Origin of the sequence: Candidatus Brachybacter algidus, from assembly GCF_016707225.1 — a bacterium.
GTDB lineage: Bacteria > Bacteroidota > Bacteroidia > Chitinophagales > Saprospiraceae > Parvibacillus > Parvibacillus algidus.
Genome location: NZ_JADJID010000001.1, coordinates 157309 through 173002, shown reverse-complemented (window position 1 = coordinate 173002; position 15694 = coordinate 157309). Strand labels below are relative to the sequence as shown.

At 35.6% G+C, this 15694-nt stretch carries 11 protein-coding genes; 8 read left to right on the top strand and 3 right to left on the bottom strand.

Annotated elements, in window-relative coordinates; translation table 11 throughout:
* Positions 1-12: 12 nt before the first annotated feature.
* The 3 genes from IPI15_RS00670 to IPI15_RS00660 form a co-directional block, all read right to left on the bottom strand.
* Positions 13-3996 (bottom strand): T9SS type B sorting domain-containing protein, encoded by a 3984-nt coding sequence (locus IPI15_RS00670; protein WP_287418799.1) that lies wholly within the window; start codon positions 3994-3996, stop codon positions 13-15.
* Positions 3990-5312 carry a DUF7948 domain-containing protein gene (locus tag IPI15_RS00665; RefSeq protein WP_287418797.1) on the bottom strand — a complete coding sequence of 441 codons (1323 nt, stop codon included), beginning with the start codon at positions 5310-5312 and terminating at the stop codon, positions 3990-3992. Before IPI15_RS00665 ends, IPI15_RS00670 begins: the two co-directional genes overlap by 7 nt.
* Before the next feature lie 154 nt (positions 5313-5466).
* The gene (locus IPI15_RS00660) at positions 5467-6072 is read right to left on the bottom strand and encodes a hypothetical protein (RefSeq protein ID WP_287402463.1); all 606 of its coding nucleotides are present in this window, start codon (positions 6070-6072) and stop codon (positions 5467-5469) included.
* Between the two features lie 46 nt (positions 6073-6118).
* On the opposite strand from IPI15_RS00660, the gene IPI15_RS00655 reads away from it, so the two are divergent.
* From IPI15_RS00655 to IPI15_RS00620, 8 genes are all read left to right on the top strand, one after another.
* The gene (locus tag IPI15_RS00655; RefSeq protein ID WP_287402462.1) at positions 6119-7075 is read left to right on the top strand and encodes a tellurite resistance TerB family protein; all 957 of its coding nucleotides are present in this window, start codon (positions 6119-6121) and stop codon (positions 7073-7075) included.
* Complete coding sequence (locus tag IPI15_RS00650) at positions 7076-8002, top strand: OmpA family protein (protein WP_287402460.1); 927 nt, start codon at positions 7076-7078, stop codon at positions 8000-8002. It begins immediately after the preceding gene.
* A 151-nt stretch (positions 8003-8153) separates the two neighbouring features.
* Positions 8154-10430: an FHA domain-containing protein gene (locus IPI15_RS00645; RefSeq protein WP_287402459.1), complete on the top strand. Its 2277-nt coding sequence runs from the start codon at positions 8154-8156 to the stop codon at positions 10428-10430.
* 1 nt (position 10431) lies between these two features.
* Positions 10432-11955 carry a hypothetical protein gene (locus tag IPI15_RS00640; protein ID WP_287402457.1) on the top strand — a complete coding sequence of 508 codons (1524 nt, stop codon included), beginning with the start codon at positions 10432-10434 and terminating at the stop codon, positions 11953-11955.
* Positions 11955-13538, top strand: a complete 1584-nt coding sequence (locus tag IPI15_RS00635; RefSeq protein WP_287418795.1) for a hypothetical protein — start codon at positions 11955-11957, stop codon at positions 13536-13538. The genes IPI15_RS00640 and IPI15_RS00635 overlap by 1 nt, the downstream gene beginning before the upstream one ends.
* Positions 13538-13843 (top strand): hypothetical protein, encoded by a 306-nt coding sequence (locus IPI15_RS00630; protein WP_287402453.1) that lies wholly within the window; start codon positions 13538-13540, stop codon positions 13841-13843. Before IPI15_RS00635 ends, IPI15_RS00630 begins: the two co-directional genes overlap by 1 nt.
* A complete protein-coding gene (locus IPI15_RS00625; RefSeq protein WP_287402451.1) occupies positions 13840-14352 on the top strand; it encodes a Pvc16 family protein in 513 nt (170 codons plus the stop codon). The genes IPI15_RS00630 and IPI15_RS00625 overlap by 4 nt, the downstream gene beginning before the upstream one ends.
* A 244-nt stretch (positions 14353-14596) precedes the next feature.
* A complete protein-coding gene (locus tag IPI15_RS00620) occupies positions 14597-15694 on the top strand; it encodes a hypothetical protein (RefSeq protein ID WP_287418794.1) in 1098 nt (365 codons plus the stop codon).

The window sequence follows — 15694 nt, the reverse complement described above, 5'->3', positions numbered from 1 at the left end:
GAATAATATTTATCATCTTATCAATTCTACAAAATTTTTAATTACATGAGTTTTACCATTCTTGGTTTTTAATTGCAGCACATAATAATAAGTACCTTCAGGCAAATCAGTACCCTGATCATTTTTTCCATCCCAATTATTTGCATAATTTTTTGAATTAAATACGGCCTTGCCCCACCTGTTAAAAACTTTAAATTCTGATGCCTGAACTGAACATTCAGGAAATTGAGGAAGCACCAACACATCATTTTGACCGTCTCCATTCGGTGTGAATGTATTTACATAATCCTTGTTATTGTCTATACATTCATATTTACTCAATAATACTATAGTGCCCGTATCGCATGCTCCCGGGCACTCCTCTGTGCACAATAGATAGTAGATTAATTCTTTGTCCATTGGATAAAACAATTCATATTTTTTTGTTATGCTATTGTAATTTCCATGATAGTAAAATTCAAATTCTCCACTGACTCCCAATGCATTGATGATTGTACCTATTGGTTCGAGTTTACTATTAAATACTTGCTTATTAACCGGGTTAACTTCAAAATTATTTATACCATTCAATTCGTCATTTTCTATTACATTGAATATTACAGGATTTGAATAATAATCAAAGTAAACAGTGTCTGTCACTGCTTTAAAACTAATATCCGCAGTAGTCAGAATAGTACTGTCTCTTCTGCATCCATTTGCATCCAATACTTCCAAAAGGTAATTTGTATTAGAAATTAAACCTAAAAAAACAGAGTCCATAGTAGCTTGGCCATCATTTAACTTATAACTAAAAGGCCGACTTCCTACCACATTATTTATAGTAATTGTGCCATTTCCACCACCACAACTAAACCCAGAAAGACTTGCTTCAAAACTTATTCTAGTGCTATTATTCACTGTAGCTAAACCCATGATATTGCAATTTTGTCCATCCACTATATTGTAAGTGTATTCACCAGCCGGTAGGTTCTCAAAAGTGAATAGGGTATTTTGAATTCCATTTATAGAAGAAGTCACTGGACCGGTAATAGAATATGAAAAAGGTGCCATCCCATCAATGGAAGCTAATGTTATTTTTCCATTTGAATCGCCACACCTTGTTGAAATTACTGTCATTTCAGACTTAAATCCACTTTGATTTTCAACATTTACTTGCAATTCAGCAACACATCCTTTTGAGTCAGTCACTTTGATATCATATGGCCCGGCCAATAATTTTTCAAAATTGAATGAAGTAGAATTTACCGTTCCGCTGGAAATAATTGTTGCCCCTAATAATTCATATACAATCGGAAGACTGCCACCATTTGATTCAATCAAAATAGCTCCGGTTGCACTAACACATTCTGATGGCGAGGCTGTTGCTGTGATTAATAGTGTATTTAATGATAAAATGGTATCCATTTCTATATAAATACAACCCATGGAATCCGTTATTTTAATTTCATATATTCCAGATAACAATCCTGAAAAAATGTAGTTATTCTCTTGGATACTGCCAGATGATGCTGTTGTAACTCCCGACAATTCATAGACAAATGGCGCTATGCCTCCAACTGCTTTGACATTCAGAACACCATCAGGAGAATTACAATTTGATCCCGTAACATTTGTAACTCCACTGACACCATTTTTGTCAGTAATAATTATTTCCAATGCAGATAAGCAACCTGTCATATCAGATACGGAGGCGGAGTAGCTTCCAGCGCCAAGACCAGAAAATGTAAAAATCGAATTATTTACACTTCCGGAAGTCTGGGCGGCTTGACCTGATAAAGTAAATACATATGGAGGAATGCCTTGCAGCGCTGTGAGTGTAATCGACCCATTTAATTGCCCACAATCACTTTGGACGAATTCAGAGTTGAGATTAACTCCGGGTAAGTTCTCAATAATAAAATCTTTTGTAATGATGCAGCCTGAGCCATCAATGATGTTATAGGTGTAGTTGCCTGGAAGTAAATTATTAAAAACAAAAGTATTCATTGGTGTAATCGGACTGCTCATTTGAACAGGCCCAATAATTGAATACGTATATGGTGAATGGCCTGTAGTAACAGAAATTTCGATACTTCCAGCAGCTTTTCCGCAATGCGTTGGTACTATAATCTCATTACTCGATAGATTATTCTCAAATGAAACACCAATATTTGATAAAAATAAACATTGATTAACATCAAGAACTATAACTTGATAATTACCTTGAGGGATAGCATTAAAAGTAAAAGTCAAATCATTAATAGGAAGTGAAGTTGCTTGTACTGGACCATCGATCGAATAAATATAGGGAGGACTGCCTCCTTGAATATTAACAGTTATCGATCCATTCACATTACAAATTACCGGTAACGAGGATGAGGTTCCTGATAGCCCACTATCATTAATAAGTGTTACTATATTTTCAACAATACAGCCAATTGAATCCGTGACTCGGTAAAAATAATTACCGGCGGGAAGGTTATCGAAAGTATAGTTATCTTCATCTAATGAATTTGAAACAATGTGGACAGGACCGATCAATTCGAAGATGTATGGACCAATTCCATTCTGGACATTGATAGATATAGCTCCATTATTTTGTCCACAAAGAGGGGATAAAGTATCAAAATTCGAAGTTAATTCAAGCGAAAATGCAATAAAAAAAGAAGTATCATAAGTACATTCGTTATCATCTGTAATCGTAACTGAGTAAGGACCTCCCGGAAGGTCCACTAAATTAGAATTATTAGAAAAATTACTCCATGAATATTCCAAAGGTGCTGTACCTCCTATCCCTATAGCACTTGCAGTACCGTTATTGAGGCCGCAAGTCGTTGGAGTAAAATTCAGATTAATTGTAGAGATTCCAATTATATTTTGAACTACGACAGTTTCAATTTTTTTACAATTGTTTATGTCAGTAACAGTCACGGTATAACTTCCAGAAACCAAATTGGATATTGTCCCTGTCAATCCCCCATTACTCCATTGATAGCTATACGGAGGTCCTCCACCTGAACCCATTGCAGTCGCAGTTCCGGTAGGGTGATCACAGCGCGCAGGCGTAGAAGAAGTGGTCACAATAACATTGATAACATTCAGTGTCAAATTGACAAGGCTGTCACACCCTGAAAAAGCGACATAACTTGTGCTATAATTACCACTCAAAGTGAGTTGCTGTCCATTGAAGTTATATGTCTGACCTGAACAAATCGTTGCGCTAATATTGGTAGGGATGATATTGCAGATGTCTATTTTCGCTAAAAAACCTTTTCCTAACTGAATGCTCCTGTTATCTTCTTCTCCTTCCAATCCAATGGAAAAAGCGTTATAGCCACAGAAATAAAGTATATCTGAATTCAGACAAGATATGCCTACAAGTTGCTCTATCACGTTACTGATTCCATAATAGCTAGACCATATTCTGGAACCTCCACTGTTAAACTTAACTAAGAATGCATCCCCTCCATTATTAGTATTTTGAAATCCTTGATAACTTAGCCCACTAGATTCTGCATAACCTCCTGCATATATGTTATTATTTGGGTCACATTCTATGCTATATCCTTCTTCAAACCCTACACCTCCAAAATACGTGCCCCAAATTCTTGTTCCATTGTTGTTAAACTTAACTACAAATGCATCATAACCACCTCCATTGCTATTATCAAATCCTCCGGATGCAATATTACTTATGCTGGTAGTTGTACCTACTCCCACAAGATTATTGTTGCTATCTGTAGTTATCTCTGTGAAATAGTCTACGTCTATGCCTCCATAATAGGTGCCCCAAATTCTACCTCCGCTAGCGTTAAATTTCGCCAGGAATCCGTCAGTGCCTCCATTATATCCCGTATCCCATGCGCCGGGACTTGCGATACCATTTCCACTCCTTGTACTGCCTCCGATAAATACATTCCCATCAGTATCCTCTGCGATTGAATAACAAACGTCGATCTCATTACCACCATAATATGTTCCCCAGATCCTACTTCCTGCACTATTAAATTTTACCAAAAACCATCTAATAATTCAGACCTAACCGGTTGAAAGCTTCCTGGAGTAGATATGCTTGCAGTCGAACCAGTCGTTCCAGCAAAGTATATATCTCCGGAAGCATTGGTTGTAATATCTGCAACTTCGTCACCATTTGTTCCACCATAATAAGTCGCCCATATCCTTGCCCCGGAAGTATTAAATTTTACAATAAATCCATCGGTCGTGCCTGAGCCGAAAACATTGTCCCAACCACCGGATGCAATCCCAGCGTCACTTGTCGTCGAACCACAGATCAATACATTATTTGAAGGATCTATTGCAATTCCTTTGACAAATTCATCGCCACCTCCACCATAATAGGTGCCCCAAATTCTTGTTCCGGCGCTATTGAATTTAGCGACAAATGCATCATAGCCTCCATTAAAAGTATTGTCGAAGCCTCCGGATGCAATGCCGGTGGAGCTAGCTGTATTACCGGCTAGATAAAAGTTACCACTCAAATCCACTTTACAAGAAGTTGCGTCCGTCCCTGAATCTCCATAGTCCAATTGCCATACAATAGTTGGATCAATAGTGAGGCTTTGGTTCAGATTATATTTTTCTATTTCAAATGAAAGAATATTAGTATTCAAATTGAAACCACTTTTTATAGATACTCCATCTTGGGTGAAAGAATTAGGGGCAGATTCGCTTACCTCTCCAAGCGGAGATTTGATTTTTAGACTTCCATCTTCGGCTATTTTCAGGTCTATAGCTCCATCATATTTTATCTTAATATTGTCAATATTTGCCCCGGGTCTCACTACAAAGTCATATTCTATGGCCTTTTGATCTTTCACATAGACGACCCAATCAATACCCGGATACACCTCCTTGATCGTGATTTTATTATAACTTTTAACGCCAAGAATACCCTGCGGGCAATGTGGTAAATAAAAATTCGTCACGCCGGCTTGTTCACCTTCTACTTCCACCAGAGCATTTGGATTGCTGCCCGATAGTTTCATTTCAATGCGGTAGGTGTGTAATTGGCCGGTATTATTTTCGGTCAATGAATTTTGACCCATAGGCAACAGTTTGCTGCCGACACGCTCCTGGAATAAATATATAATTGAATTATTCTTAATGTAAATATTCATGCCTTTTTGCATAGAACAGAATAAGATGTCAGGTCGCAGATTTCCTTTAAGATCAGTTAATTGTCCTTTATTTTCAGTGAAGGTGAGGATTTGATCAATGGCGGGTAGAGGATTTACTCCACCAGAGGACGTCCTGATGGCCATCCCAAAATTTAAAAAAAATAAGGTGGGTAGCAAAAATGATATCTTCTTCATTTTTAAAAGTTTCAGAGTAGAGTTTACAATATTACGCAGTGATGCACAACGTTCCGCAATGTTGTATGAAACTTAGTGTGAGAAGGGGAAAAATGGTGCCTAAGGGGGGGAATATTAGTTTCCAATTATTTTCACAAAAGAAGAATTGACAAATTTAAATAATAGTATCAATCTTTAAGTATTCCACCCGCCTTACCGACTCCTGATGCACACTCACCATCTCCTGCACAAAAGGATACAGCAGCCCATCGACATAACGCCAGTCCTTGTACTTGATCGTCAAAGCGATATTGCTGTCAGACATATCACTCAGATGAATTTCCTTTTTTAATCCATCAGCAACATTGAAGATGTAGGTGTATAAGTAAGGTGATCTACTGAACTTTAATATTTTCTCTTCGCCAATAATTTCTAAACTGATATCAGCGATGGAATTGATGTATGCTTCCTCCAGAAATAAAACCTCCGGAACTAACATGATTGTGCTATGGATGGTTGCCAGTTCTTCAACACTTATTTTTTGTGATTCTTGGTTGGTTCTTCGGACTGCTTCAGCTCTATTTCCTTCAGTGGTCATGAATGGGGCGCCATCATTTTCTATGACAATCTGAAATTCCCCACTTTCATAATTATATGATTCTTTCCATTGTTGATGGATACCTTTTGCCGTGATGGAACACCATAAAGAGTGGCTTCTGAGGTTTTTAATGTGCGATAGTCCACCAATGGCGGCTAAATAATTGGAAATTAAGAGCTTCATGTGCTTTTTACAGATTGTACTTATTGCAAACTTAATGAATTAAAAGATGACTGAAACAACTTATGAATCTATCGAGGCTTTGATACAGGATGTAGAAGTCAATGGTTCGCAGGTACGGTGTACTTTTTTGCATGCCGATGGCGAAACGATTGACTCTTCAGCGACCATCCCCAGAGATAATTCCGTCATGGGTAAGGTCGGAAATACTGTCAAGAGGCAACTCGTAAATAGGGCGAGGTCCACTGCCTCCCGATCTATATTTCAGTTACTAGGTGGCGGAATGCTCGGCAGAACAGGCTCTATTATCGTCAGAGCAACCGTCCCAAGCAATGTCTCCAATCACAATGAACCGGATGAAGATGATATTCATGAAGCCGTGGTTAAGGCATTTGACAAGGTCTCTTCCAAATATATGTATGATGAGCAAAGCGGCACATGGGCACCAAGTCTTCCTGATAGACAAAAAATTTCCATTCTCCCTAAAGAAGAAAAGCAATCCAGACAAAATACCCCACCTGAAAAATCAAATGAATCCGGTTTAAACAGATTGGAAAAGGAAGTTCTGGCGAGATTGCTTGTAGAAATATGTGATGCAGATGGTAAATTAACTTCTGAAGAAGAAGATCTATTAAAATCAATTATCCCAAAAGAATTGGGCAATGCAGATAAAATAAGGCAAATGGATTTCATTTCTCCCATGGAGATCAAATCGCTGTCAATGAATGCAAAACAACAAATTCTTAAATGTGCCTTTCTCATGAGTTATGCTGACTTTCAGCCCCATGAAAGTGAAATGTCAATTATACATGAATACGGCCAACAGATGGGTATGAATATCTCACAATTAAAACAAATAGAAAAGGAAGCCAAATTAGAAACACTGAGTGCTTGCATCGATGAGAACACTTCAAGATCCGATGTTTTCGAGATCGCATCACAGATAAATATTCCCAATGATGAGGCGGAAATGGTATTGATTAATCTGAAATCAAACATCCGCTAAATGTATTATTTGCGTCTGCCCTATATTCAAAAGTTGATCGTGATCTATGTCGCATGGATCATCCTTTGTTCATTGTACTATTTTTTCTTTGTCGCAGACAGGAATGACGCTCCTAAAGACAATACCTTGCAATTCGCTTTAAATAAATGCCGGGTGCATTCACTCGAACCGGAGCCTACTATTCTGAAAGACTTAAATTTCTCCTATCAACTGAAAGGTAATATCAGGTGCATGTGGGAATCGAGTCAACCGCAATTTTACTGCCCCGATAGTTTTAAAATTGATTTTAAAATCATCAAACAATATCTGACCTCCCATCCAAATAAGCAATTAAGGATCATCGGAAATTATGAGCAAATCGAATTGAATGAAGAAAAACTTGGTGACCTGGGTTATAAGCGAGCTCAGCAATTAAAAAGTTATTTTATTGATTCACTTCAATACGATCCGGAGCGCATCATCATTGGCTCAGCATCGATTGATTCTTTTGATCTGGATGTATACCACGAAATGATATTTAATGCTTACGATTTGAGTATACAAGATTATCACATCGTGAGTGCTCCGGAAGAAAGTCGCTTATTGGCTATCGTACAACCAATTTATTTTTCACAAAATTTCTCGACGATGCTGGTATCTGATTCACTCAAGCAATACCTAATTGATGTGGTCAATTTTGTAAAAGGAAAAGACAATTTTGTTTTAAATATCGTAGGAAATACAAATGATGACGGAAGTGATGAGAAAAATCTGGAACTGGGAATGGGCCGCGCCAAATTCGTTGAACTCCAAATAAAAGATCTTGGTATAATCTACACAAAATGCGAATCGAAAGGAGAAAAAGATCCGCGATATGACAACAATACATCTGAAGGGAAAGCTAAAAACCGAAGGGTCGATCTACAAATTCAAAAAATCATTAAATAATATTATATGAGAACATTTTTCGAATTATTAATCATGCTTTTGGGCACCACACTGCTGGGATTTATGGCTGGGTACTATATCGCCCGCATCAAATTCAATTTAAAGACAGATTCATTTATAAAAATGCGTAAAAAGAGAATTTGACAACGCTATGATGAAGAAGTTAGCTCTGTTTATAATTTTACTGTCTGTCACATTTGGTCGGAATGCCATTTCGCAGCGCCCCGGGCAATCGTTTCTGCGCATAGATTCCATTTATCTGCCAAAAGATAAAAAAGGAAGATTGGAATTAAATTTCACACGATTCCTAAAAGACAAAAGTTATTTAAGCAGTGCACTGGATTTTGAAGTAAATGAAACATTTTTTGGCTATAACAATGCATTAAAAATCACAGATATTAGGCAAATCCCAGATACGCACAATATAATTATGCATGTCAGCTACGGCACTTCTGACCAAACAGCTATTTTTAGAAGAGTCAACGAGCAAATTAATAATATTAATAAAAAGAAAATAAGCGGATATTTTACTCCAATTCTGATCTCTGATAGTCTCAATTTTTACAAAATACTTAAAGGTAAAAAAGCTGTTGATACTGCCTCGATCCGCAATTTTGTGAGTAGTCCCTATTTATTAAATATCAATCAACTCCATACCGAGGAAGGAAATTGTTTTGAAAACGCATGTTATCTATACTTTATAAATTCAGACAATATAGGCAACAGTGACGCCACCATTGATAAAGTCATGCCCTCCAATACAAAAAAATATGTTGGAAATGCAGCGCCTGTAATTGTTCCTTATTTGATGGAAGAAATAGAAATTCCTGCTTATTTGAAAAATTATATTCTAAAGACCCCATGTCCCTATGATACAATTATTACAGATCCAAATTTAACCAGGTTTCACAGGATTTTCCAGAGAGTCTTAATTTCAAATTTCAATTTTAAATATGCGCTCACACTTGATACGCGAAAACCTAATTACAAGGGGGAACCCCGAATATTAAACCTCCTTTGGAAAGGGACTGGATTAAAGGATACCATTTCCTATTCTTTTGGCAGTAGTGATTATCCGCTTAATATAAAAGAACTAAGTAAAGATTGGATATTCTGGCTCTCATGTATTTTCTTTGGAATACTATTTCTTCTAACCGTATTTTTTGTATTAAGCATCTTGTATCCTTTTTTGGAAGAAAAAAGATTTGTCAAAAAATATGTATCCCCCTATTTTCCAATCAATAACATCGTAAAATTGGATACGATGACTAATGAACCAATTGAGAAAGGTAGCCTGGTCGTCACCAGATGTAAAGAAATAGTACCCTATTATATTTGGAAAGGTCTTGGGAATCAATGTCCATCTTATCCGGAATGTATGGATTATCTGGGATGCGATGGGTGCGGAAAATCAGATATTAATTATAAGTTTTTTTCGCAGTCAGGCAATATGAAAAAATTCAACTGGCTTTTTTACGGGACATGCGGAGGTTTCATCGCTTGGATGCTGACACTGCTCATCATTCCTTTGCTATCCTCAATAAATTTTGGCGGAATATTCGTAGGTCTTTATGACAGCACTGTCAATCCGAATACTGATTTATATTATTTTAAAGAAAATATAGTTCATCAGACAAGTATTGGCTTTGGTATTGGCCTTGGGCTAGGAGCAGCATTAATAATGGCTGACTATTTCTCTAGTATCATTAGGCCACATCTAGCTATAAGTATTAGTAAAATAATCTTGTGTGGTATAATAAATGCATTCATTTTTGGTCTTATAAATGCGTTAACTTTCAAATTTCAGATTAATCCATTTCTAAGTGGGTTTATAGGTTGGACGTTTTTTGCAATAATTTTATCATTGGCATTATCAATTTCGAGTCCATCCATTCATTTTAAGAGATCGATCATTGCTACAAGTGCCGGAGTTTTATTGTCATTTTTTATCTATCATTTAAGTTCTGAATTAACCAATATTGGTTATAAAGATTTTTCGAGTAATCGGCAATTGTTTATTGAGTTTATTAATATTCTCAGACTGATAATTCTGGGTGGGCTTACCGGATATATTGTCACGAACGTTCTCAACAAATTAGAGGAATATGAACTGACCTTGCAATCTCCGGATCAAGTGAGTGGACGGGTGATTCCGATCAGTAAGATTCTTAATTCCAGAGCTACAGTTACTATTGGTTCTTCACCTAAAAACGTAATTTTTATTAAATGGACAGATCCCGGAGCGGAAGAATCGCACGCTTCTATCAACCTTACTAATGAAGGTGTCGTGCTCACTAGCCATGCAGAGATAATTATTAATAAAGAGTATCTAAGTAAAGGTTCGCGACACTTACTAAAGGACAAGGATGTAATTCAACTCGGCAGGCATAGTTCGACTTTGATGCAATTCAATATAAAATATACATAATATGCGGTTAAGGTTAATCCCAAAATATTTGATATTACTGCTTTCAGGATTTATTTCAACATCTTTTCAGGCGCCCAAAACTTCAAAAATTGAAATAAAGAACCTTGGACTTTCAAAGGCAGAATCAGCTAAAGTCTTATTGGCTTTAAAAAATGATGATGTTTTAAAACTTACTTTCAGAGATAGGAATGGAAATGTAGTAATTGATAAAAATGTTGATTTTACGATAAAAAAAATACCAAGTTTAGAAATTATTCGAACAGGCAAGATAGGAGACAGACTGCCAAACTTGAATATTTCTGCTAATGGGGATTATATACTTGAAGTCAATACTCAAAATAAAAAAGATCAATTTTACAATGTTACTCTAGAAAAGATTTCAGGTAAGTGGCTGGGAGATAAACCACCAATCACCGTAAAATCAACACTTTTAGAACCTCCTTCCAAGGGTCTTGATAATAAATTATGCATCAGCTATCCTGTTTCAAAAAATACAATTACTGCACTTGTCGGTGAAGGTAAAAATGCAAATGGGATAACGGTCGAAGTTCCTCAATTTCAAATAAAATCCACCATGGATAAGGGCTTTCAGCAAGCAATTACAGAGCCTCTTCAGTTGGATGTTTTCATGTATTTGGATCCGAAAAATTTAAAATCGAAAGGAGTAATTGATAAGATAATGTCGTTAGGCAAGAAAGATAAAAAAGCAAATTTGAGTCAATTTTGTGAAGTAAAAACTTTTATTTCTGAGACAAAACAAAACGATGCGACAGGCAATCCACTTTCGTCTAAACCCGCCAGCGCAGGTGGAGGAGGTGGAGGTGGAGAATTTCCAAAAACTAGTGAAAAGCCTCTTTCAATAGCAGAGATGAATGCACAACTTGAACAAGCTCGAAAAGATAGTCAGGAATCTCTAAAACAAATGGTGGAAGGAATGAAAGACGTGATGCGTTCAGACCAAAAAGTAATGTTATTACCAAAAATACAACCACCTATCATCCAAAACTTATTGAATCAATTTGACTTCACGGTCAATGAGAAAAGAAAATGTACACCTGTTCCATATATTAATGAAAGCGATTCTCAGTTTTTTGGTTATTGGATTGGTATATCCTCAGAGCATTATAGAATATATAGACTAATTACGCAGGAATTAAAATTGAATGATCCGATAAATAATCCAACTCCTCTTTCTGAATATTCGAATGGAATATTTTACCAAAAAGGAATACACGATCAAGCCACTAACCTTGAAACTCGCCCATTTCCAATTCCTTTAGATGATGGAAGTATAGACAATGTTGAGATTGCCCTGGTCGATAATTCAAACAAATTACTTTTTGAGAGCGGCCTTAATTATGCATCAATGACTAATGGATTGTCAGGCAATACAGGTCAGTTATTCGGATTTAAATCCATCACCAATAATAGTCCGGTTTTTTTATGTAGTTGCAATCATAATAAGCAAAGCCCGGTGAGTATTTATGCTATTTTCGAGACATACACACTTCCACAAATACAATAATGAAATATCGCAAACTATATATTACATTGTTGATATGTTGCTCTAGTTTAGTGACTGAAACTATTTTTAGTCAAGGGTTAAGTAGTCTTTTCAATCGCGGAAATACCAAGAAGGCTGCAAAGGGACTTAGTAACATGAAGAATGGAAGCGACGATCCGGCAGATTATATTTTACGTCCACAATATAAAGTGATCGCTGATGAACCGCTATGGCTTTTAAAGAAAAACTCTTATGAAAATTTCTATTACAACTTGCTTACGGGATCTATTATTGGAAATTATGATCTCAATTTATTAACTGGTAACCCAAGAAATAAGGAAGAACTTGATTGGATTAGCTCCAGACAGGAAGCTAGTAAAAGTGGAGATAGTGTTAATATTTACCAATATTTGATCCAACAAAATAGAGATATCGATCTTTATTTTCAAGTTTCAAGTTATGGAGACGTAGGTGGAGGTTTCTCTAACCAAGCTATTTACTATGGATTCCTAACTAATAATCATAATGTCCAGGATACTTTGATCGACAGAATCAGAATATTTCGCAGAGATATCATAAAAAAATATAAAATTGAAGAAAGTCAATTCGGACTCATTCTTGATATTCAAAATATCCCGGCGCAACTAACTTCTCCCGAGGATATTCAAAACTTTAAGACGTTCATTGAAAAGATTAAGAAGAAATTGTTTCCGGGTTCTGAAGGAGCTAAACTTGGTATAAAGCTTCCAATAATACACGAAGAAAATAATTTCTATTATGTAGGAAATGAATTACTTAAAAGAATCATACCAATGTTTGATTTGGTGATCTACAAAAATTATAGTCGTGACCTCGAAGAAATCAATGACGAACAATTGCAGTGGTTCGTAAAGGGAAATTATAATTTTTTAAAGTTTGATGTAGATTCTTTACAAAAACTTGGAATTCCACTTTCAAAATTGATAGTAGAATTTGCCTACCTAGGCCTCAATCTAAAAAGGGATTCAACTATTGATAAATTGGTTTTTGATCGCATGAATCCAATCGTTTCCTACGACAATATGAATAAAATGGCCGATAGATCATTTGTCAAAGAATCTGCGAATGAGACTGATTCCAGTATGACCAAATTTAAGTTCAAAAATGGGAACGAATTTCACTATGATGATGAACACATAAGGCTTTTCAAGTACGACCGGCTGAAGTCTCTCGGCATTTTAGGAATTAGTTTACATGGCATTGGGTACAATAATATCGAAAAAGGTACTAAATATTGGAAAGCTATAGCAGATGTCTTTGGAAGGATCCCTGATAAATTGATTTGGTATTTCTTCGGGACGCTTCTTGGGTTTCTGTCATTTGGATTTCCATATTCCGTAATTAAATTTTGGCAAGCACGGAACATCCTTGCGAAATATAAGAAATATTTACTTCATACACTTGGGGGATGGTTGATTGCGACATTTGGCTTTTTATTTTGCTTAAATATAATACCAAGAAATACAGTCGGAGTTTATGTAGGGCTAGGTATTCTGGGAATATTAATAATTATGATCCTTGCAAGAGTTTATTTATCCAAGTTAATCAGTTTATTTAGAAAATAATGGGACTTTTTAAGAAGTTATACAATAAGGTAATTATCCCGGTAATTATATTCCTTCTACCCGGGATTACTTTGAGGAAATTATTTATAGCTGTGGGCACTGCTCTGCTATTTTCAATTTTCTTTTATTTAATGGTCTTTCCAAGGGTGAATAACAAAGAATGGGTAGTTTTTCTTGTAGGATTTGGTGCAGTTTTTCTTGGAGTATTGTTTACCCGAACAATTGCCAATCTGATCAATAACATTTTATGTAACAGAAAAGAAGTACTTATAGCAGCTTCAAAAACAACAAAAACAAATAAATGATCCATGAAGTAATTCCAATTATAGCAGGTGAACTTAAAGATTATCTCGAATCCAAATTTGGTTCTTACGAAGATGTCGTCATCATTTCGAACCTAATCAATCAGGACGGAAGTATTGCCATAAGAGAGGACAATAAAATTGTGGTCACCTTACTTAATATTGAAAGAGACGGATCTAATCTGAATTTTGGAGGAGGAATGATTCGTACTGATATGCCTTTGCATATTAATTTATATATGCTTTTCAGTTCTTATTTTACTGATTATGCCGAGTCCTTGAAATTCCTTTCAGGTGTTATCGGTTTTTTTCAGGGAAATCCACAATTTATGATTGACGATAATACCATTAAAGCGGAGTTATTTCACATAGACTTCAGAGAATTAAGCAACTTGTGGACATGCCTGGGAGCCAAAATTGTACCTCATGTATTATTTAAATTCAGGACATTAAATATGGATGAAGGCAGAATAAGAGAAGAAATACCACCAATTACAGGAATTACTATTTAATTATAAATGATGAATTGTAAATGATAAATGATGAATGATAAATGATAAATGATAAATGATAAATGATAAATGATAAGTACCGAATAATCTGTGCTTCCCCTCTAACAGAGGCTTGCCCACGTGAATAGGTGGGGGTGCCGACAGGCGGGGTGTGTCATCATAACCAGAAACCATTTTAATCTATTAATTTTCATAAAAAAATAAATTCAAACAAACTCCAAACAACAAACTCCAAACTTAATAAATGATAGCACCAAATTCATATTTAAGTAAATGGTCCAGATGGATTGCATTGAAGCTTAGACATAGAGCGCCCAACGTGAAGGTGGTGGATCTTATAGATTTTGAACCTGGTGAAGTAACTGTTGACTTTCTTAAACGAATTAATTGTGTATTCAGAAAACACAATGATACTTATGCCATATTTATGAATGACCTTCAGTCAGAATCGATGGCTTTGACTTTAAAAAACCCCACGAATAAAATAAATCTGGAAGGGCTAATCAACAATAAAGATTTTTTATTGGTAAGCAACACAGAATACCTGGCTAATAGATTGAAAATCAGCTATATCAACAATATCAAGCAGTTCCCAATCGATGACAGCTTTACTTCTTTGAACGACAAAGAATACATTGATCCAGAGGCTTTAGAAACACTAGAATTGATGACTCCTTTATGCTCTTTTAAAGTTTCTGAAAAAATAAGTACTGAGGAGGTAACCTTTTTTGATGCCATGTTACAAAGATTAGAGCATGTAAAATTTGAATTACAAAATGTTGACAATAAAACAACATTTCTTAATTGTGATTTTACGAAAAGCAATCAGGGAGCATGTATAATTAAAATAAATGGCAAAGAGTTTAATCGTTTTTATGTCACTAACAAAAAACAATTAAATATCGCAGTGGAAATATTTTTTAATCCACCAGGTAAATCAAAGACAATTTGGGATGGAAAGAAATTCGAGACTCAAAACATGCAGATATCTTTTGATACTAAAACTACACATTGGCAATATATTTTAATCTCAAGATCAGAAGAAAAAAATATTTACGATATCAATGAAGTCTCCTTCGATATGAATGGAGAAAAAATTCAATTGTTGCCTTTAGTGAGAACTGAATTGGTCAATGGGGTAAAATGTATACATGCGACATTTAAAGAATTAAAGCCATTAAGGATAAATACTTTCAATCATGAGATTTTGAAAATGAAAATAAATAATGCAAAAAAATGGAATCAGTCTTCTATAAGAATGCCGATTCCTACATTCAAAAATGTACAGCGCATTGACAGAAAGTCAGGAATGACATATTCTTTGATGTATGTGTATATATGA